Source organism: Sphingomonas cremea, from assembly GCF_021502585.1.
GTDB lineage: Bacteria > Pseudomonadota > Alphaproteobacteria > Sphingomonadales > Sphingomonadaceae > Sphingomicrobium > Sphingomicrobium cremea.
Genome location: NZ_JAKFGM010000001.1, coordinates 374,856 through 394,044, shown reverse-complemented (window position 1 = coordinate 394,044; position 19,189 = coordinate 374,856). Strand labels below are relative to the sequence as shown.

Here is a 19,189-nt window from a genome sequence, read left to right as displayed (position 1 = left end):
CCGCTGGTCCTCGAAAGCCCGGCACGCGGGACGGCTGTCCGCACGCGCAAATTGATCCGGGCCCCCTTCTGTCGCGGTGACCTGAGAGCTTTCACGGCATTGAGAGCCGCTTACCCCTTCGGTGGCTTCCGCTAGACAAAACGGAAGCGCTTTCCAGAGCGTCAGGCGAGCGCGGTCCTTTTGCCTGAGAGATTCCGGGGGCGGTTGCTCCTTCGGCGCCCGGCCAAGGCCGGGTCTCTCCCGCGATCGCCTCCCTCAGCCGAATTTAGCCTTGGGTGACGTGAGCCGCTCTGGCGGCGCCAGCCAGCGCTGTCAATCGAATCAACGAGTAGCGTTGTAGCGAAGCTGTTCCTGGGTAAGCTGGAAGCCGATAAGATGCTCGAACGAAGCCCGGGCGACCGCATCGCGGATCTTGGGATCTGACAAGGGATCGATCGCTGCGTCGGCATCGCTGGGCTTACGTTCCCGTGTCAGTTCTTTCCGAACATCTTCGGGCAAGGTCGCAGCTGCACGAGATACCTGAATCGTTGCTTGGCCCGAAGTCTGGGCTCGGATGCTGCCGGCGGCGAAATTCAACCCGATATTGCCGATATGCTTTGCTACGACCTGGGTGCCGCCCTGCATTGCAACGGTGAAGTATGGCAGGACGACCGTGCGAGCTTCGCCGGCATCGCGACGCGTCGCGACCACGTCGAAGGAAGCAGTGGAAACCACGTTGGCTCCAGTATCGTTGCAGGACGCGCGGACGTTGGTGATGGCCGCGGAGACATCGATCGCTGCTGCGTCGCTGCGATTCGCCGGGTTGAACAAGGTGATGTCCCCGGTCGCGGCGGGCACTCCGACCTGCGGGCAAATCGAGCGGGTGATGTAAATGCCGCCTTGCGTGATCTCGCCTTCGCGCGAGCAGCCCGTGGCGAGAATGACCAGGGCAAGAGCAGTGAGGCGAAGCTTCACGATGGTTGATTCCTTTGATGACGCGTAACGCAGTGGTGCGGCCCGTTCATAGGAACCGCCTAGCAATGCTGCAAGCGAGGCCTTAAATCGCCGCCCATGAGCCTTTCCAAGCCTCGCCTTCATGTGCTGATTGCCGCGCCGCGTGGCTTTTGCGCGGGCGTCGACCGCGCAATCAAGATCGTCGAACTGGCGATCGAGCGGTTTGGCCCGCCTGTCTATGTCCGGCATGAAATTGTTCACAACCGCTATGTAGTCGATCGGCTGCGCGGACTTGGCGCGGTGTTTGTCCAGGAACTGGACGAGGTGCCGGACGGAAGGCCAGTGGTCTTCTCCGCCCATGGGGTACCCAAGGTTGTGCCAGCGGCCGCACAGGCCCGAGGGCTCGACTATCTCGATGCGACCTGCCCGCTGGTCAGCAAGGTCCACCGCCGGGCTGAGCGCCTGGTCGAGGCTGGCACCCATATCTTGTTCATTGGCCACGCCGGCCATCCCGAGGTGATTGGTACATTCGGCCAAGTGCCCGAAGGGCAGATGACACTCATCGAAACGACCGAGCATGCCGAGAATGTTGAGGTCGCGGATCCCGCACATTTGAGCTTTCTTACCCAGACGACGCTATCCGTCGACGATACGGCGGAGATTGTCGCGACCCTTCAACGGCGCTTTCCGGCGATTCTCGCGCCGCGCAACGAAGACATTTGCTACGCCACGTCGAACCGGCAGGGAGCGGTCAAGACGATCGCCGCGCGTTGCGAGAAACTGCTGGTTATCGGCGCTCCGAACAGCAGCAACTCGCTACGCCTTGCAGAGGTGGCAGAGCGATTGAACGTTCCCGCCCGGTTGATCCAGCGCGCAAGCGACATCGACTGGGATTGGCTTGGAAGCCCCTCAACTGTGGGCCTCACTGCCGGCGCCTCCGCCCCCGAAGTCCTTGTCCGCGAAGTCATCCAGGCCCTGTCCGAGCGGTTCGACGTGACGGAGGAAGAGTCGGAGCATGTGCTGGAGGGCATGACCTTCAAGCTTCCGCGCGAACTGGTCGCCTGACCCAGATGGACGAACTCGCAAAGGTAGAGATTTTTACCGATGGCGCCTGCAAGGGCAATCCAGGACCAGGCGGCTGGGGTGCCATCTTGCGCTTTGGCGACAAGGAACGCGAACTATCGGGTGGCGAGTCTCCGACGACCAACAATCGCATGGAACTGATGGCTGCGATCGAGGCCCTGAAGGCGTTGAAGCGGCCCTGCCATGTACAGCTGACAACCGACAGCAATTACGTGCGTGACGGAATTACAAAATGGATCCACGGTTGGCGGAGGAACGGCTGGAAGACCGCGGACAAGAAGCCGGTCAAAAATGCCGAGCTATGGCAGGCGCTGCTCGAGGCGTGCCGACCGCACCTCATCGAATGGCATTGGGTAAGGGGCCATGCGGGCCATCCCGAAAATGAGCGCGCCGACCAGCTTGCCTGCGCAGAAGCCGAGGCGCGACGCTAAGCCTTAGAGCGAGGCGAGAAGTCGGAAGGGTCAATGCCGGCCAATTCGGCGGGCAAAGGCTCGTCGCCGATCAGTGAGGCGCACAGCAACGATGCCGCAGGTGCGGTCTGGATGCCCATCCCGCCCTGGCCAACGCACCAGAAGAATCCATCGGCAATCGGATCGAACCCGAACTTCATGGCCCGGTCGGGCGCGAAGGTACGAAGGCCAGCCCATTTGCGCTCCACTGCCTCGACCGGCCAGTCGACCGCCTTTTCAAACCGGTCGATCGCGGTGGCCACGTCGATCTCCTCCGGCGCCGCATCGCATGGTTCGACCAAGGTCTCATCAAGGGGGCAAACCCACACGCTGTTGTCGCCCTCCCCCTTGAAATAAAAGCTTTCATGAAGATCGGTGACGAACGGCAGGTCGCGAAGCCCCCGTTGCCCGACGCGCAGCTGGACAACGGTTCGCCGCCGTGGTTCGAGTCCCATTCGCTGCACATCGGCGCACTCCGCAACCTGATCGCCCCAGGCGCCCGCGGCATTGACCAAGATCGGCGCCTCAACCTCACCGTCGCTAGTCTCGACTTTCCAGGTGCCACTTGTGCGAGTAGCGGCCAGCAATGCAGCATCCGTCGCTACCTTTCCGCCCTGTCGGCGGATCGCAGCGAGGCACGCCGCGTGGAATGCTGCGACCTCAATATCTGCGCATCCGGCTTCGAACCACGCGCCGGTCCATTGGGCCCGAAGTCCCGGAATCAGCTGATCAATCTGGGCACGGCTGAGGTGCACCGGGGCATATTCCCCAGTTAGGTCGTCGACCTCATCCATCCGCTCCCCGCAAGGGCCCGTCAGGTGAACCGCGCCACGCTGGCGCAGCAGTGCGGTCGAGGTGCCAGGCCAACCGGCGTCGAACATCGGCTTGGAAAGGATGCTCAGCAGGCGTTCCGGCGTTGAGCCGCCAAGGCTCGCTTGCCAGAAGGCCGCCGATCGCCCGGTGGCATGGCGACCGCACATATCCTCCGCCTCGATCAGCATAACGCTCTTCGATGCGGCAAGGCGGGCGCCCAAACTGGCCCCGGCGATCCCGCCGCCGACAATCAAGACGTCAACTTTTGTCATTCCATTGGCTGGTTACGGTTTGGAAAGGCGCGCCGTCTAGAGGTGGTGTCATGATGAACATTGGATTCACCTTGGCGCTGCTCGGCCTGCTGGCTGTCTTTCTCGTTTGGATCGCCGTCGTCGACGTGCGTACCTACACGATTTCTGACGGCCTCAACCTTACGATCGCGCTGCTTGCACCCGTCTATTGGTGGTCGGCCGGGGTACCTTTTTGGCCCGATGCGGCGATCCGCGTCGGAGTGGCAGTCGTCGTCTTCCTGCTGTTTGCAGGCGCTTTCTACATGAATGTCATGGGGGGTGGCGATGTGAAGCTCGCCGGTGCGCTCGCGCTATGGTTTACGCCCTACGAGACAATAACCCTGATTGTCATCATGTCGATCGCCGGCGGCGTACTCACGTTGCTTGTCATGGGCATTCATCATGCACGCAAGAAAATTGGCCGTCCGGAGGTTCCGTACGGCGTCGCCATCGCGGTGGGCGGAATGTGGTTACTCGCCCAACGCTTTCTTAACCATTTTGCCTGATGGTCCCCAGCATTGAAGAGGACCGTTTGCGGGAGGCGTGTTCGCCATGGACGTCAAGAAAGTCGCGCTGCTCATCGGAGCGCTGGTCATTGCGGTGGTTACCGCCGTCATGGCCAAGAACATGTTCACCGGAGCTGGGGCCGAAGCAGCCAATGCCGCGCCCGTAGTGCCGATGGGGCCAAAGGTCCTCGTTGCGCGCAAAGCTCTTCCGGTCGGCACGATCGTCGATGCTGAGTCACTGACCTTCCAGGCCTGGCCGAAAGAACTGGTGCAGAATGCCTATTACACCGAAGGCGCGCCTGACTCCGACATCAGCAAGTTGCTCGGTACCGTCGTCCGCAATCCGGTTACCGCCGGCCAGCCGCTAACCAAGGGCGCGCTGGTTGGCCCGAACGATCGTGGCTTCCTTGCCGCGGCATTGGGCCCGGGAATGCGCGCCGTCACCGTGCCGGTTTCGAGCACAACCGGCGTCGCGGGTTTCGTCTTTCCAGGTGACCGCGTTGACATGGTCCTCACTCAGGACGTCGCCGGCGGCGGCGATGGCCCGCCGCTCAAAGTATCGGAAACCATCATCCGCAACTTGCGCGTGTTGGCTACCGACCAGCGGATCGACAGCAAGGATGAGGAAGGCAAGACGGTCGTCAAGACCTTCTCCACCGTCACGCTGGAAGCTACTCCGCGGATCGCCGAAAAGATCGCCGTTGCCCAGTCGCTTGGCCAGCTGAGCCTGGCGCTGCGCTCGATCGCCGACAATACGGCCGAGCTGGAGCGTGCGGTTGCGGCCGGCGAGGTCAAAGTCCCGGCAGGCACTAATCCGGCCGAGGAGCGCCGCATGCTCTTGGCGGTCGCCAATCGTCCGGCGGACAACAACACTACTTATGTCACCGGCGGCGACGTTTCGCGCTTCCAGCGCCGTAGCGTACCGGCCCGCTCGTCTTCGCAGGGCGACCAGGGCGGTGACCCGATGACCAAATTTGCCAATGCCATCATGGGTAAGGGCAATTCGTCGGCCCCAGCGGTGCAATCCGTACCGTCAGGCCCCGTCGTGCGCGTCGCTCGCGGCAACAATGTCACCGTCGTTCCGGTGGGAGCTCGCTAAGATGACCAATATTTCTATCCGCCGCCACGCCTGCCTGGGCACTGCCCTCGCCGCCCTGGCCATGAGCGTCAGCACTGTCGCTGTCGCCGCGCCCGCCGCCGCGCAATCTCGCGCTGCCCGGCCGTCGGAAACGTTAACCCTGTCACAGAACACCGGAACGCTGGTCCGACTGTCGGCCCCGATGACCGACGTGTTCATCGCAAATGACTCGATCGCTGATGTCCAGGTACGCTCGTCGACTCAGCTTTATGTGTTCGGCAAGGCATCGGGCGAGACGACCGTCTATGCCACCGACCGGTCCGGCCGTGTGGTCTATGCCGCGAATGTCCGTGTCGGCACCAACACTGGCTCGGTCGGCGAAATGCTACGCCTAGCAATGCCGGATGCAAGCATACAGGCGACCCCGATGAACAACCTCGTGTTGTTGACCGGCACGGTCGCTTCGCCTCAGGACGTCGAAGAGGCTCAGCGCCTCGTCCAGGCCTATGTCGGCCAGGGCACCCAGGTGGTTAGCCGCATTCGTTCGGCGACTCCGCTGCAGGTCACGCTGAAAGTCCGGATTGCCGAAGTCAGCCGCAGTCTGATCAAGCAAATCGGCGTCAATATCCTTACGCGCGATCCAACCAGCGGCTTCCAGTTCGGTATTGGCCAAGGCAGCCCAGGGACCTTTGGAACGCCGGGTGTCGGAACGACACCGGCTGTACCAAAGTCGTTCAACATCCTCGAAACCGGGACTACCCTGGGGTTCGCGGGCAAGTTGTTCGGCCTCGATATTCTCTCGACGCTTGATCTGTCGGAAAACGACGGCCTCGTCACGATCCTGGCCGAACCGAACCTGACTGCATTGTCGGGTGAGACAGCCAGCTTCCTGGCCGGCGGCGAATTCCCCGTCCCGATCTCCCAGGCTCTGGGCGCCGTGACGATCGAATATAAGCAATATGGTGTTGGCCTGGCCTTCACGCCGATCGTGCTTGCGGACGGCCGCATTTCGATGCGCGTTCGTCCGGAAGTCAGCGAGCTCAGCAACGAAGGTGCAGTCAAGCTGAACGATTTCCTGGTTCCTGCGCTGACAACGCGTCGTGCAGAAACCACGGTCGAGCTTGGTTCCGGACAATCGTTCATGATTGCCGGGCTGCTCCGCAACACCAATACCAATGACATCAACAAGGCACCGTTCCTCGGCGATCTGCCGATCCTCGGCGCTCTGTTCCGTTCGACCAAATATCGTCGCGCGGAGACCGAGTTGGTCATTGTCGTTACGCCTTACCTGGTACGTCCAGTATCGAGCCAGGCTGCGTTGCCGACCGACGGCTATCGCGCTCCGACCGCTGGCCAGATGGTGCTTGAAGGTCAGAGCTACACCGGTGTCTCGAGCACTCGGCCCGGCCAAGGCGCCCCGGTCCCTGCGATCAGCGGATCCAGCGCGGTAACTGCCGCGCCGGCTAGCCCGGGCTTCAAGCTATGACCCGCCCCGTGGAAATGAAGGAACAGACGATGTGCCGTTCAATCACTCTCCTGGCCCTCGCCACCGCACTGGCTGGCTGTGTTACGCCGGATCCTGAGTCACGCGGAGTTGCGGCGATCAACGTGCCGGTCGTGAGCCGGGCCGACTATGCTCTCGATCTCACCGCTCCCGGCGGTTCGCTTCCTTCATCGGAAGCCGGACGTCTCGACGGTTGGTTCCGCTCGCTACAGCTCGGCTATGGCGATTCGATCTACGTCGACGGACCGGACGCATATAGTGCGAAGGCCGACGTTGCCCGCGTCGCTGGGCAATATGGTCTGTTGGTAAGCAACGGTGCCCCGGTCACTACCGGCGCGATCCAGCCGGGTACGGTCCGGGTGGTGGTCAGCCGGGCCCGCGCGAGCGTACCGAACTGCCCCAACTGGTCAGTTCCGTCTCAGCCCAACTTCGAGAACGCTAGCATGTCCAATTTTGGATGCGCGGTGAACAGCAACCTCGCCTCCATGGTCGCCAACCCGGTCGACCTGATCGAAGGGCGCGAGGGTAGCAGCGTGGTCGATAGCCTGACCGCAACCAAGGCGGTGGAAACCTATCGCAAGGCAACTCCCACAGGCATCTCCGGCCTGAAGGACATCAGCACGAAGAAGGGCAACTAGTGATGAACGCTCCGTTCCAAGCCCGAGCCGGTCTACGTGACCCCTTCACCGCATTCGTCTGTGACGATGCGACGGCCGACATGCTTCGCCCCGTTGCGGTCGAACATGGCTGGTCGCCGGAGAAGGTTCACAAGGGCGGCCTGCGTAATGCGGTCCAGTCGCTGTCCGTCTCCGCCAGCCCGACGATCCTGTTCGTCGACCTTTCGGAATCGGCCGACCCGCTGAATGACATCAACGCACTTGCAGAAGTGTGTGAGCCCGGCACGGTGGTGATTGCGTCCGGTCAGGTCAACGATGTTCGCCTGTACCGCGACCTGGTCGCAAGCGGCATCCACGACTATCTGCTGAAGCCGTTCACGGTCGACCAGCTGCGCGACACATTCGCCCATGCCCAGTCGATCCTGTCCGGCCCGCGCGGCGAGGCACAGGCCGACAAGCCGCACGTCATGGCCGCCGTCATCGGCGTCCGTGGTGGCGTAGGCGCCTCGACGGTCGCTACCAGCCTTGCCTGGTTGATGGGCGAAAAGGCGCATCGTTCGACCGCGCTACTCGACCTTGACGTGCACTTCGGTACCGGCGCGTTGGCGCTCGACCTGGAGCCGGGTCGCGGTCTCACTGACGCGATTGAAAACCCGAGCCGCATTGATGGCTTGTTCATCGAACGCGCCATGATCCGCGCCAACGAGCGGCTGTCGGTCCTGTCGGCCGAAGCCCCGCTCCATCAGCCGCTGATCACGGACGGGACCGCCTTCTTTCAGCTCCAGGAGGAGATGAAGAACGCGTTCGAGTCGACCGTGCTCGACCTGCCGCGCCAGATGCTGATCCAATATCCGCACATGGTGCATGACGCCCATGTCGCGGTTGTGGTCAGCGAACTGACGCTGGCCGGTACTCGCGACACGATCCGGGTGCTCGCCTGGCTCAAGGCCAATGCGCCGCAGACCAAGGTCATTGTCGCAGCCAATCGCGTTCCAACCGGCGGTGCGCTCGAAATCAGCAAGAAGGATTTCGAGCAGTCGATCGAGCGCAGCGTGGACGTCATGTTCCCGGAGGATCGCAAGGTTGCGGCCCAGGCCGCCAAGCTGGGCAAGCCGATGGCTGAGATTGCGACTGGCAAGATGGCTGCGCCATTCACGCAGTTGTCGAACATGGTCCTTAGCCATTCGAGCGAAGAAGGTGCGCCTTCCGAAGCCAAGTCGGCCAATGCCAAGTCGCTGGTCGACAATCTGAAGTCGATGCTTGCCAAGCCGAAAGACAAGGCCGCGTAACGCATCAATTCGCGAGCGGAGGGTCAGCCCTCCGCCGCTACGACGAGCAGGACGAACGGACGGATCATGATTTATATCATCATCGTGGCGATCGGCGTTTTGGGCGCCCTCCTGCTCGGCGGCAAAGCGATGAGCGGCCCAAATCCGCGCAAGTCGCTTAAGCGCCGGGTAGAGCTGATTAAGGAGCGCCATGCCGAAGGCGGCATGCTTGCAGCCAATGCCCAGGCGCAGATCCGCAAGCTAATGGCCGCCCGCGCCAGCCGGGTCGAAGGCATATTCTCGACGCTGATTCCCAAGCCGGCGTTGCTTCGGCGACGGCTTGATCAGACCGGCAAGGATATTTCCCTTGGCAAATATGCGATGGCCTCGCTGGGCCTCGGTCTCTTCGTTGCGGCGCTGCTTATGATCAAGGGCGCGCCCTTTTTCCTGGCATTCTTCGTTGGATTGTTTGCCGGTGTGGGCGTTCCCCACTTCGTTATCGGCTTCCTCATCAAGCGCCGGATCAACAAGTTCAATTCCAACTTTCCCGACGCGATCGAATTGATGGTCCGCGGCCTCCGTTCGGGCCTGCCAATCACCGAAACACTCGGCATCGTGGCAGGCGAAATTTCGGGACCGGTCGGCGTGGAATTCCGCGCGGTCGCCGACAAGATGAAGATTGGCCGGACTATGGAGGCCTCGCTTCAGGAGACGTCGGACCGGCTCGGTACGGCAGAATTCCAGTTCTTCGTCATCACCCTGGCGATCCAGCGCGAAACCGGCGGCAACCTGGCGGAGACACTGTCGAACCTTGCCGACGTGCTGCGCAAACGCGGCCAGATGAAGTTGAAGATCCGTGCAATGAGCTCGGAATCGAAGGCTTCGGCCTACATCGTCGGATCGCTTCCGTTCATTGTCTTCGGCCTCGTGACGATGGTGAACCCCGGCTACATGGGCGGCTTCTTTGAAGATCAGCGGCTCATTGTCGCCGGCCTCGGCGGGCTCTGCTGGATGAGCATCGGCGTATTCATCATGGCCAAAATGGTCAGCTTCGAGATTTAGTGGGAACGGATGATGGCAGCCCCCAACGGACCAACACTACTCGGCGTCGACGTCATTTGGGTTGCAACGGTGCTCAGCGCCGTCGCAACCCTGGCCGTGCTCACCGCAATTTACGCAGTGACAACTGTGCGCGACCCGATGGCGCGCCGGGTAAAGGCGCTCAACGAGCGGCGCGAGCAGCTAAAGGCTGGCATCGTCGCGTCGACCAACAAGCGCAAGAAAATCACAAACAAGAATGTCGCGGCCGACCGCGTACGGGGAATCCTCAGCAACTTCAGGATGCTGCAGGACGATCAGATCAAGAAAACCCAGATGCGCCTGATGCAGGCCGGTATCCGTACCAAGGACCTGGCCTTCTTCATCATCTTCGCCCGTTTCGTCATGCCGGTCGTGCTCGGCATCGGCGCGATCGTGTTGATTTATGGGGTCGACTATTTCCCCGACTGGTCGTGGTTCAAGAAATATGCGTTCGTCGCGGTCACCCTGGTAGGAAGCTATAAGGCGCCAGACCTGTGGCTCAGCAACAAGGTCAAGAAGCGCAGCGACGCAGTTCGCAAAGGTCTGCCCGACGCGTTAGACTTGCTGGTCATCTGCGCCGAGGCCGGCCTTACCGTGGACGCGGCGTTTAACCGCGTGGCGAAGGAATTGGGCAAAGCATATCCGGAGCTGGGCGACGAGTTCGGCCTGACCGCGATTGAGCTTGGCTTCCTGTCGGAACGCCGCCAGGCATTCGAAAACCTCGCCAGCCGCGTCGACCTTGAAGCCGTCCGCGGCGTGGTCACGACCATGATTCAGACCGAAAAATACGGCACGCCATTAGCCTCTGCACTTCGCGTGCTGTCGGCAGAGTTCCGCAACGAGCGGATGATGCGCGCCGAGGAAAAGGCAGCCCGCCTGCCGGCGATCATGACCGTGCCGCTGATCCTGTTCATCCTGCCGACCCTGTTCATCGTCATTCTGGGTCCGGCGGCCTGCTCGATCAGCGACAATCTATTCAAGCATTAGTCGCGCGACGCCGATGTTCGGGGGGACATTGGCCAAAGCGGGGCTCGTCCCATCGGGGGTGGGGAAATCGCCGTCGCTCCTCAGTGGAGCGGCGGCGGTTCTCGTTTCGGGAACGAATTGAGGCCGAGGCGGGTTGATGCCCTGAACGAAACGCACAGGGGTTCGACGCGATGCTTCAATTCAGCACCGACCAGTGGATTATCGTCTTGCTGGTGTTCCTGCTCGGCCTTTTCATTGGAGGCTTCATCTTCTCCGGCGGCGGCAGGAAGTGGAAGACCCGCTACAATAATGAGGTCGATCGACGCGCGGAACTCGAGCGCATCCACGCCGAGCGCGAAAAGGAATGGCGCGAACGGGATTCGTTAAGAGCGGCTGCGCTAAAGGATCGCAACGTCGACGGCGTCATCGACGAGCGGGACATCTAGCCCTCGATTTTCGAGAAATCCGCGACCGTGTGAACGGCGTCCCGGAAGCGGGCGAGCAGGTTTAGGCGCCTTGCCCGGACCGCCGAATCGGGGTCGTTGACCGTCACCTTGTCGAAGAAGGCGTCGATCGGCCCGCGCAGCGTCGACAATGCCTCCATCGCCCCGGTGAAATCCTCCTGCTCAACCGCTTCAGCGGCATGGGGCTGGGCATTGTCGAGTGCATCCACCAGCGCCTGTTCGTCCGCTTCTGGCGCGGAGGTGGAAGCCGCATCGACGGGCCATTTTTCCTTCTTCAGGATGTTGGCCGCGCGCTTGTAGCCGGCGAGCAAATTGGCGCCTTCCGGCTTCTCGACAAAGCCCTGTAGCGCCTTCACCAACCCTAGGAGTCGAACGTAATCATCAACGAAATCGGCTGAAACGGCGGCGTCGATGATGTCATGCCGGACGCCGGTTTCCCGCTGTTGAACCTTCAATCGATCGGTGAAGAAATCTGGGAGAGCGCCAAAGGCAAGATTTATGCCCACTTTGAATTGGTCGAGCAGCTCCTCGCCCATTCCGTTCCAAGTCAACTTCTTTGTAAGCTCTCCGGTCGTTGCGCTAATGGTGTCGGTGACTGGCAAGCGAATGCCGTTAGTCACAACCGTATCAAGCACGCCCAGCGCGGCGCGACGCAAAGCAAAAGGATCACGAGACCCGGTTGGTCTCTGATCGATCATGAAAAACCCAACCAACGTATCAAACTTGTCGGCCAAGCTCACCGCCACCGTCACTGGTGCAGTCGGCACCTCATCCCCCTGCCCGACCGGCTTGTAATGATCGCGGATGGCGTCGGCGACCGCATCCGGCTCGCCTTGCGCGCGGGCGAGGTAGCCGCCGATCACGCCCTGCAGTTCGGGGAATTCACCGACCATGCCGGCAACCAGATCGGCCTTGGCCAGCCGCGCCGCGCGCTCGGCCTGGTCGGCCAGCTCAGCAATTTCTTCGTCATTCCCGCGCAAGCGGGAACCCAGTTCTTCTTTGCTCTGCTGGGCCCCCGCCTTCGCGGGGGTGACGATTTGTTGTTCGACCAGCCAGCGCGCCAGCTTGGCGACCCGCTCGACCTTGTCGGCAACAGTGCCGAGCTTGTCGTGGAACACGATCTGTTCGAGCTTCTTCGCCTGCTCTTCGAGCGGGACCTTGAGGTCCTGCTCCCAGAAGAAGCGGGCATCGCTCAAACGTGCGGCGAGCACGCGCTCGTTGCCGGCGACAATCGCCTCACCGCCGTCGTTAGCGGCGATGTTGGCGACGCATACGAAATGCGGAGCGAGCTTGCCGGCGCCGTCGCGCATCACGAAATATTTCTGGTTGGTCCGCGCGGTCAGCTGGATGACCTCTTCGGGGACGTCGAGAAAATGATGATCGAACGATCCGAACAGCGGCACCGGCCATGAGGTCAGGCCGGCATTCTCGACTACCAGGCCCTCATCCTCGACCAAAAGCAAGCCGGCGTCCTCGGCCGCGTCGATCGCGCCCTTGCGGATCGCCGCCTCGCGCTCCTCCTGGTCGACGATGACGTGGCAGGCACGCAGCTTTTCGACATAGTCATTGGCGCTGCCGATCGTGATAGGGCCGGGATGGTGAAAGCGATGACCGCGTGTCGTCGCTCCGCATTCAATGCCGTCGATCGCTACTGGAACGATGTCATCGCCGAGCAAGGCGACGATCGAATGCAACGGGCGCACCCAGCGGAGTGAACTGGTCGAAATACTCTTCGCGCCCCAGCGCATCGACTTGGGCCAGGGAAAATCGCGAACAATCGCCGCGATCGCATCGGCCAGTACGTCGGCTGTCGAGCGACCCGGCCGGTCGATAACCGCAAACCAGGTGCCGTCGCGATCCTGTAGCTGGTCTTGGGTAAGCCCGGTCTTGCGCAGGAAACCTTCAAGCGCCTTCGCCGGCGCCGAGGTCCGCGGCCCCTTCACTTCTTCGCTGACTGCCTCGGTCGTTGGTGGCAAGCCGCGCGCGATCAGCGCCAGCCGACGCGGCGTCGAGTAGGTGACGATGCCGTCATGGCCAAGCCCGGCCTCGGTCAGCTTTTCAGCGAACATTCGGGCAAGGTCGTTGCGCGCCCGCGCCTGCATGCGCGCCGGGATTTCTTCGGATAACAGTTCGAGCAGGAAATCGGCGCTCATGCCTCATATCCCATGTGCGCCATCCATGCGCCGCAGGCGCCCTTGGCCATGTCGCGGACGCGTCCGATATAGGCCTGGCGCTCGGCAACCGAGATCACGCCACGCGCTTGCAGCGTATTGAAGATGTGACTGGCCTTGATCGCCTGCTCATAGGCAGCAATCGGAACGCCCGCCTTCAGGCTGTTTTCGCTCTCCGCTGCAGCCCGTTTGAAGAGGTCGAATAGCGCCTCGGTGTCGGCAACCTCGAAGTGCCATTTCGACATCTGCCGCTCGTTTTCCAGGAAGACGTCGCCATAGGTGACCCCTTCATTATTGAAGGCGAGATCGAACACATTGTCCTTGCCCTGGATGTACATCGCCAGCCGCTCGAGGCCGTATGTCAGCTCGCCCGCAACCGGCTTGCAGTCGAACCCGCCGACCTGCTGGAAATAGGTGAACTGGGTCACTTCCATCCCATCGCACCAGACTTCCCAGCCCAATCCCCATGCGCCGAGCGTCGGGCTTTCCCAGTCATCCTCGACGAAGCGGATGTCGTGTTTCAACGGATCGATGCCGATCGCGTCGAGCGAACCGAGGTAAAGTTCCTGCAGGTTCTCGGGACTGGGCTTCAGCATCACCTGATACTGGTAATAATGGCCAAGCCGGTTGGGATTCTCCCCATAGCGGCCGTCGGTCGGGCGGCGACACGGCTGTACGTAGGCGCATTTCCACGGGTCGGGCCCAAGCGCGCGCAACACGGTAGCCGGATGGAACGTCCCCGCCCCCATCTCCATGTCATACGGCTGCAGGATTACACAGCCCTGCTCGCCCCAATAGCGGTGGAGGGTCAGGATCAGGTCCTGGAAGCTCAAGCTCACGCGCAAAATCCCGTATCGAAACAGTCGGGCGGCTTTGGCGCATGAATTCAGCGGCGGCAAGTGGACGAGCGCGGCCCGGCACCTTACCTTTCACTCGAACCGTTGGAGATTGAGATCGCATGAGCCTGTTCAAGCGTTGCGGCCGCAAGCTGGCCGCCTTCGGAGCGATTGCCGCGACGGCCTGCGCCCCTGCACCGGCGATCGAGCCCAAAGCTGCCAGTCCGGCGATGTGGAAGGTCGCCGACAAGGATACCACCATCTATTTGTTCGGGACGATCCACCTGCTGCCGAAGGATACAAAGTGGCGCAGCCCGGCGTTCGATCGGGCCGCCGCTGGATCGGACACTCTGGTGGTCGAAACCAGAATCGACGAGGCTAACCCCACAGCGACCATTGGCGAGCTGTTCAAGCTGGCGATGGCAGATGGGCTGCCGCCGATCGCCGAGCGCGTGCAGCCGGATAAAAAGGCGGCGCTGGCGTCTGCCATCGCCAAGTCCGGCCTACCGGCCCAAGCCTTTGACAAGCTTGAGACATGGGCGGCGGCGTTCCTTCTACTTGGAGTTCAATTCCAGGAGCTTGGCCTGGATCCAGGATCCGGCGTCGAATCCGCCTTGAAGAAGCAATTCGAGGCAGGCGGAAAGCCCATTGGCGAGCTTGAAACTAACGCCGAGCAGCTCGGCTTTTTCGACAGGCTGTCGGAAGATGCCCAACGCAAATTTCTTGCGACCGTTCTTGAGGACCCGGCTACGATGAAGCCGCAGTTTAAGGGCATGCTCGATGCGTGGAGCCGCGGCGACGTCCGGGGCATCGCCGACAGCTTCAACGCCGATCTTGGAGATTCTCCAGAGCTTAGGGATGCGCTATTGTTAAAGCGTAACGCCAATTGGGCACGTTGGGTCAAAGGGCGGCTCGACCAGCCGGGTACCGTGCTTGTTGCGGTTGGCGCCGGCCACCTTGCTGGCGATCAGTCGGTACTGACCGTGCTCAAGCAACAGGGCGTCAAGATAACCCGCGTCCAATAGCAGCGGCCAGGCACTCCGTTCGTCGCAAAAGTCAGTGAAAAATCAACAAGCTAATTGACCGTTAACCATTTGTGGCCGACTGTTTGACTCTGAAACGGCGGGGGGTCGCCAGTGGCACGGACACAGATAATCGGTGGGCAAGGAACGCCCCCGAAACGACTCTTTGGCAAGGGCGCAAACGCCATTCTGGCGCTCCTAGTGACGACTGCGGCTCCTACCCAGGCCGCTCCAGTTCCTGCAATCGCAGCTCCGGCCCTGGTCCGGGCGACACCAGCCCTTTGGGAAATCCGTGACGCCGACACCACCATCTATTTGTTCGGAACGTTCCACACGCTGGACGGACGTACGGTGTGGTTCGGCGACAAGGTCCGCGACGCGTTCGATCGCTCTGGCGAGCTGGTATTGGAAACCATCGTTCCTGATCCGGACGCGATCCAGCGGGCAGCACGCAATCAGGTCACCGAAAGCGCCCCTGATGGAACGGCTAGAGTTAAGCCATTCTTCGCGCAGACCCAGATGGTCGTTAGCCAAAGCCGCACTGCTGGCTTGTCCGTAGAAAATGGCGCCGACACCGTACTTCGACGCGTTGCCGAAAATGTTGGAAAGCCAGTCGGGGGATTGGAACGCTTCGAGGATCAACTTGGCGCCCTTGCCAATATCCCTGCCCCTTCTACCGCTGCTCCGCAGCCAACGGCCTCGGCGATCTCAGTCACCGTCAATGACCTGCTCAGCGCCTGGGCGACGGGGAATACAGGCGCCTTTTCTACCATGCTCGCCGGTTTCGAAGCCAAATCGCCGGTCGCCTATCGCATGTTGATCGCCGACCGAAATGCGCGCTGGGGGCAGTGGATTGCCAAGCGGCTGGAACAGCCGGGTACGGTCTTCGTTGCGGTCGGGACCGGCCATCTTGCCGGTAAGGACAGCGTTCAGCATTGGCTCGCGTCGCGCGGCATCACTACCACCCGCGTGAGCTAGTCCGCCAGCCCTTCTTGCAGGGGGTTCGTGGTGCGCCTATTCCGGCGACCCGGGGAGCCTGGCTATGCTTCGACGAACGTTCTTACGCGTCTTTTTGGTTATCGTGCTGGGCCTCCAGGCAATCCCTGCGCAAACCGTATTGGCGGCCGACAAGCCGCAGATCCTGCTAGTTTGCCAGTTCGGTTCGGTCAAAAGCGCAATAGCCCGCGAGCTGCTGATCCGCCGCGCCGCTTCGCGTGGGATTGCGCTTCATGCGTGGTCGCGTGGGATTACTCCGGAAGAACATTTGTCGCCGACGTTAAGTGTCCAGCTGCGCGCCGAACAAATCGACCCTACCCGTCAGCCGTTGACCGCCCTTACCTCCGATGACCTTAAGGCAGCGGACCTCGTCATCGCGTTCGACCCGCTTCCATTTGCGGTTCCCGAAGGCAGGCTTCTGAACTGGTCGGATGTTCCATCGATGAATTCATCCTATGATGCGGCACGAAAAGTGCTGGACCCAAGGATCGACGCATTGCTCGACCGGCTTCAGCAGATGCGCTGACCTTGCCAATTTGGCTCGCCGCCCCTATAGGCGCGCGCTTGCCCACCCATGGTCATCCCTGGAGGCGTGGCGGGGCATGAAAACCTAGAAGGAATGCGAAAATGAGCGAACAGCTGACGCTGCCCGCCGAAGCGCGCGATCGGGCTGGCAAGGGAGCCTCCCGTGCACTGCGCCGCGAAGGCCGGGTCCCTGCCGTGGTATACGGCGACAAGCAAGAGCCACTCTCGGTGCATGTCGAGGAAAAGCTCCTCGCCAAGATGCTGTCGACCGGCCACTTCATGAATTCGGTCGTTATGGTCGAAGTCGGCGGCAAGCCGAACCGCACGCTCCCCAAGGACGTGCAGTTCCACCCGGTTACCAGCCGCCCCGTCCATGTCGATTTCCTGCGCATTGGCGAACACAGCAAGGTCACGGTCGCAGTGCCGGTCCGCTTCGACAATGAGGAAGCCTCTCCGGGCCTCAAGCGCGGCGGTGTGCTCAACATCGTCCAGCACGATCTGGAACTGGTTTGTGACGCGGCTGAGATCCCTGACGAGATCCATATCGATCTGACCGGGCTCGAAATCGGCGATTCGATCCACATCAGCCAGGTCAAGCTGCCCAAGGGCGTCGAATCGGCGATCGACGATCGCGACTTCACAGTCGCCACCGTTGTTGCTCCGTCGGCGATGAAGCAGACCGAGGAAGAAGCCGCGCCTGAGGGCGAAGTCCCGACCGTCGGCGAAGAAGAAGCCGAAGGCGAGACCAGCGGCGAAGCCGAAGGCGGAGAGGAAGCCTAAGCTTCCTTTTCAGAGCTTTGAGAACAAGGACGCCCATCCCGCTTGCGGGGTGGGCGTTTTTGCTGGCAGGGACAGCGCCCATGCAGATCTGGGCCGGCCTCGGCAATCCGGGTGCGCAATATGCGCTCCACCGTCATAACGTCGGCTTCATGGCTGTGGACGCCATCGCCGCGGTTTATGGATTCGGTCCATGGCAGAAGAAATATCGCGCACTGGCCAGCGAGGGACGGATCGGACGGCACAAAGTGCTTCTGCTAAAGCCACAGACCTATATGAACGACAGCGGTGATGCGGTTCAGCAGGCGCTGCGCTTTTACAAACTCAACGTCGACGCGCTTACCGCCTTTCACGACGAGCTCGACCTGGGACCGATGAAGGTCAAGGTGAAGACCGGCGGCGGCACGGCGGGCCATAACGGCCTTCGCGCCATCGACGCGGCGCTGGGCCCCGATTTCCGGCGTGTGCGCATCGGCATTGGACACCCCGGCCACAAAGACCGGGTGACGCCGCATGTGCTCGGCAACTATGCCAAAAGCGAAATGGAGCCATTGTCCGACCTGCTTGGCGCGATAGCTGCCGAGGCCGAATGGCTCGCCGACGGTAATGACGTCCGCTTTATGAGCGAAGTGGCATTGAGGACGAATGCGGCCGATCCCGGATAAGTGAAGCTTATCGTCTCGGACAAACGTTCGATTGGTTCATGAGAAATGAGGGGCGCATGCTAGCGGCGATGACCGATCGAGCAGCTCCCAATATCCCCACTATCGTCGATCCACTCGCACTGAGCCGGACCGTCGCCGATGCGTATCGCAACATCTCACTCGCCATGGTCAATGATCACGAAATCCGGATGAGCGTGATGACCACTCAGTTTCGTTGGCATCATCATCCGGATTCGGACGAGACATTCTATGGGGTCGATGGCTATCTGATCATCGAATTTCCGGATCGCGAAGTCGTTGTGCGGCCTGGCCAGTTCGTTACCGTTCCGGCGGGCACGCTCCATCGAACCAGACCGGCTGGCCAGCGCTCGGTAAATTTGACGTTCGAGCGAATTGGTGCGGAGACAATCTTCGCCGAATAGGAGGCGGTCAGCCGAATCCTAGTTCTTGGCGTGCAGCATTGCGTTAAACGCGATCGTCACCCTCGACTTGCTGCTGTCGTTGGGGTGCACCCAATGCGGCAGCTGCCCGGGAAAGATCAGCAGGTCGCCGGCTTTTGGCTGATAACGAATCCTTTCCGCAAACATTTCCGCGTTCAACAGGCCGCCGATCAATCTAACGGGATGTGGCGACAGGAATTCGATCGCTCCGCCCTTATCCGAGGGGCCACGCGGCACGTCGACGTAATAGACGCCCGACAGCACCGCGTTGGTATGCTGGTGCGGACCATTGTAGCCGCCGGGCGGGTTGACGTTGACCCATCCGTTCATGGTTACGTTGAACTTGCCGAAATCCGCAGCGGGATCGATCGATTGCAGCGTCGCCTTCAACACCTGGGCGATCGTCCGCGCCAGCGATCCATGCCCCTCTTCCTTGCGCGCAAAGAAGTCATGCTCCGACTGCCACCCTTGTCGATTGCTGTTGAACATACCGCCCTCAGCCTTGCGGCGCTTGGCGATTTCCTTGGACAGATTGTCGTTGAGGTTCGCGTCTTCGACCCGATAACGGAACAGCGGAATGGGAAACAGCGTGTCCACCCCCGCCAGCTTAAAGCTCATCTCCAATCCCTCCGGCAGCGCGGACGCTTACTGTCGTCATTATCGTTCAAAGCCTCTCGCTCCGCCGGGCGCAAGGGGTTAAGCGCTG

General features: G+C 61.5%; 21 protein-coding genes and 2 riboswitches. Of the genes, 16 read left to right on the top strand and 5 right to left on the bottom strand.

All coding sequences use genetic code 11. From position 1 onward, the window contains the following. Nucleotides 1-67: 67 nt before the first annotated feature. Nucleotides 68-158: riboswitch (glycine riboswitch) on the bottom strand. 4 nt (nt 159-162) lie between these two features. After that, a riboswitch (glycine riboswitch) is annotated at nt 163-253 on the bottom strand. Between the two features lie 68 nt (nt 254-321). After that, complete coding sequence (locus LVY65_RS02045) at nt 322-954, bottom strand: hypothetical protein (protein ID WP_235066346.1); 633 nt, start codon at nt 952-954, stop codon at nt 322-324. Nucleotides 955-1,050: 96 nt separating this feature from the next. Here LVY65_RS02045 and ispH point away from each other — a divergent pair, with 96 nt between their 5' ends. After that, nucleotides 1,051-1,998, top strand: a complete 948-nt coding sequence (gene ispH / locus LVY65_RS02040; RefSeq protein ID WP_235066345.1) for a 4-hydroxy-3-methylbut-2-enyl diphosphate reductase — start codon at nt 1,051-1,053, stop codon at nt 1,996-1,998. Nucleotides 1,999-2,003: 5 nt separating this feature from the next. Then, on the top strand, nt 2,004-2,447 hold the full coding sequence (gene rnhA, locus LVY65_RS02035) for a ribonuclease HI (RefSeq protein WP_235066344.1): 444 nt from the start codon (nt 2,004-2,006) through the stop codon (nt 2,445-2,447). On the opposite strand, the gene LVY65_RS02030 is transcribed toward rnhA, so the two are convergent. Next, nucleotides 2,444-3,550: an NAD(P)/FAD-dependent oxidoreductase gene (locus LVY65_RS02030; RefSeq protein ID WP_235066343.1), complete on the bottom strand. Its 1,107-nt coding sequence runs from the start codon at nt 3,548-3,550 to the stop codon at nt 2,444-2,446. The genes rnhA and LVY65_RS02030 overlap by 4 nt on opposite strands. 50 nt (nt 3,551-3,600) lie before the next feature. On the opposite strand from LVY65_RS02030, the gene LVY65_RS02025 reads away from it, so the two are divergent. The 8 genes from LVY65_RS02025 (at nt 3,601) to LVY65_RS01990 (ending at nt 11,033) form a co-directional block, all read left to right on the top strand. Beyond that, nucleotides 3,601-4,074 (top strand): A24 family peptidase, encoded by a 474-nt coding sequence (locus LVY65_RS02025; protein ID WP_235066342.1) that lies wholly within the window; start codon nt 3,601-3,603, stop codon nt 4,072-4,074. Nucleotides 4,075-4,120: 46 nt separating this feature from the next. Next, nucleotides 4,121-5,173, top strand: coding sequence for a Flp pilus assembly protein CpaB (gene cpaB / locus LVY65_RS02020; protein WP_235066341.1), 1,053 nt, complete (start codon nt 4,121-4,123; stop codon nt 5,171-5,173). Nucleotide 5,174: 1 nt separating this feature from the next. Then, on the top strand, nt 5,175-6,638 hold the full coding sequence (locus tag LVY65_RS02015) for a type II and III secretion system protein family protein (protein WP_235066340.1): 1,464 nt from the start codon (nt 5,175-5,177) through the stop codon (nt 6,636-6,638). A 29-nt stretch (nt 6,639-6,667) separates the two neighbouring features. Then, nucleotides 6,668-7,294 carry a CpaD family pilus assembly protein gene (locus LVY65_RS02010; RefSeq protein ID WP_235066339.1) on the top strand — a complete coding sequence of 209 codons (627 nt, stop codon included), beginning with the start codon at nt 6,668-6,670 and terminating at the stop codon, nt 7,292-7,294. 2 nt (nt 7,295-7,296) lie between these two features. Continuing rightward, on the top strand, nt 7,297-8,562 hold the full coding sequence (locus LVY65_RS02005) for a pilus assembly protein CpaE (protein WP_235066338.1): 1,266 nt from the start codon (nt 7,297-7,299) through the stop codon (nt 8,560-8,562). A gap of 66 nt (nt 8,563-8,628) precedes the next feature. Further along, nucleotides 8,629-9,603 carry a type II secretion system F family protein gene (locus tag LVY65_RS02000; RefSeq protein ID WP_235066337.1) on the top strand — a complete coding sequence of 325 codons (975 nt, stop codon included), beginning with the start codon at nt 8,629-8,631 and terminating at the stop codon, nt 9,601-9,603. Nucleotides 9,604-9,615: 12 nt separating this feature from the next. Beyond that, on the top strand, nt 9,616-10,608 hold the full coding sequence (locus LVY65_RS01995; RefSeq protein WP_408021959.1) for a type II secretion system F family protein: 993 nt from the start codon (nt 9,616-9,618) through the stop codon (nt 10,606-10,608). Between the two features lie 170 nt (nt 10,609-10,778). Further along, nucleotides 10,779-11,033, top strand: coding sequence for a hypothetical protein (locus LVY65_RS01990; protein WP_235066335.1), 255 nt, complete (start codon nt 10,779-10,781; stop codon nt 11,031-11,033). On the opposite strand, the gene glyS is transcribed toward LVY65_RS01990, so the two are convergent. Beyond that, nucleotides 11,030-13,204 (bottom strand): glycine--tRNA ligase subunit beta, encoded by a 2,175-nt coding sequence (glyS, locus tag LVY65_RS01985; protein ID WP_235066334.1) that lies wholly within the window; start codon nt 13,202-13,204, stop codon nt 11,030-11,032. The genes LVY65_RS01990 and glyS overlap by 4 nt on opposite strands. After that, a complete protein-coding gene (locus tag LVY65_RS01980; RefSeq protein ID WP_235066333.1) occupies nt 13,201-14,067 on the bottom strand; it encodes a glycine--tRNA ligase subunit alpha in 867 nt (288 codons plus the stop codon). The genes glyS and LVY65_RS01980 overlap by 4 nt, the downstream gene beginning before the upstream one ends. Nucleotides 14,068-14,180: 113 nt before the next feature. Here LVY65_RS01980 and LVY65_RS01975 point away from each other — a divergent pair, with 113 nt between their 5' ends. The 6 genes from LVY65_RS01975 to LVY65_RS01950 all read left to right on the top strand — a co-directional run bounded on the left by LVY65_RS01975 (nt 14,181) and on the right by LVY65_RS01950 (nt 18,465). Beyond that, a complete protein-coding gene (locus LVY65_RS01975) occupies nt 14,181-15,083 on the top strand; it encodes a TraB/GumN family protein (protein ID WP_235066332.1) in 903 nt (300 codons plus the stop codon). Nucleotides 15,084-15,281: 198 nt separating this feature from the next. Beyond that, nucleotides 15,282-16,058, top strand: coding sequence for a TraB/GumN family protein (locus tag LVY65_RS01970; protein ID WP_235066331.1), 777 nt, complete (start codon nt 15,282-15,284; stop codon nt 16,056-16,058). A 64-nt stretch (nt 16,059-16,122) separates the two neighbouring features. Next, a complete protein-coding gene (locus tag LVY65_RS01965) occupies nt 16,123-16,602 on the top strand; it encodes a hypothetical protein (protein ID WP_235066330.1) in 480 nt (159 codons plus the stop codon). A gap of 101 nt (nt 16,603-16,703) precedes the next feature. Further along, nucleotides 16,704-17,381 carry a 50S ribosomal protein L25/general stress protein Ctc gene (locus LVY65_RS01960; protein WP_235066329.1) on the top strand — a complete coding sequence of 226 codons (678 nt, stop codon included), beginning with the start codon at nt 16,704-16,706 and terminating at the stop codon, nt 17,379-17,381. 80 nt (nt 17,382-17,461) lie between these two features. Further along, entirely contained in the window at nt 17,462-18,043 is a 582-nt protein-coding gene (gene pth / locus LVY65_RS01955; RefSeq protein ID WP_235066328.1) for an aminoacyl-tRNA hydrolase, read from the top strand. A 68-nt stretch (nt 18,044-18,111) separates the two neighbouring features. Beyond that, complete coding sequence (locus LVY65_RS01950) at nt 18,112-18,465, top strand: cupin domain-containing protein (RefSeq protein ID WP_235066327.1); 354 nt, start codon at nt 18,112-18,114, stop codon at nt 18,463-18,465. A gap of 18 nt (nt 18,466-18,483) precedes the next feature. On the opposite strand, the gene LVY65_RS01945 is transcribed toward LVY65_RS01950, so the two are convergent. Then, nucleotides 18,484-19,101: a 2OG-Fe(II) oxygenase family protein gene (locus tag LVY65_RS01945; protein ID WP_235066326.1), complete on the bottom strand. Its 618-nt coding sequence runs from the start codon at nt 19,099-19,101 to the stop codon at nt 18,484-18,486. Between the last annotated feature and the right edge of the window lie 88 nt (nt 19,102-19,189).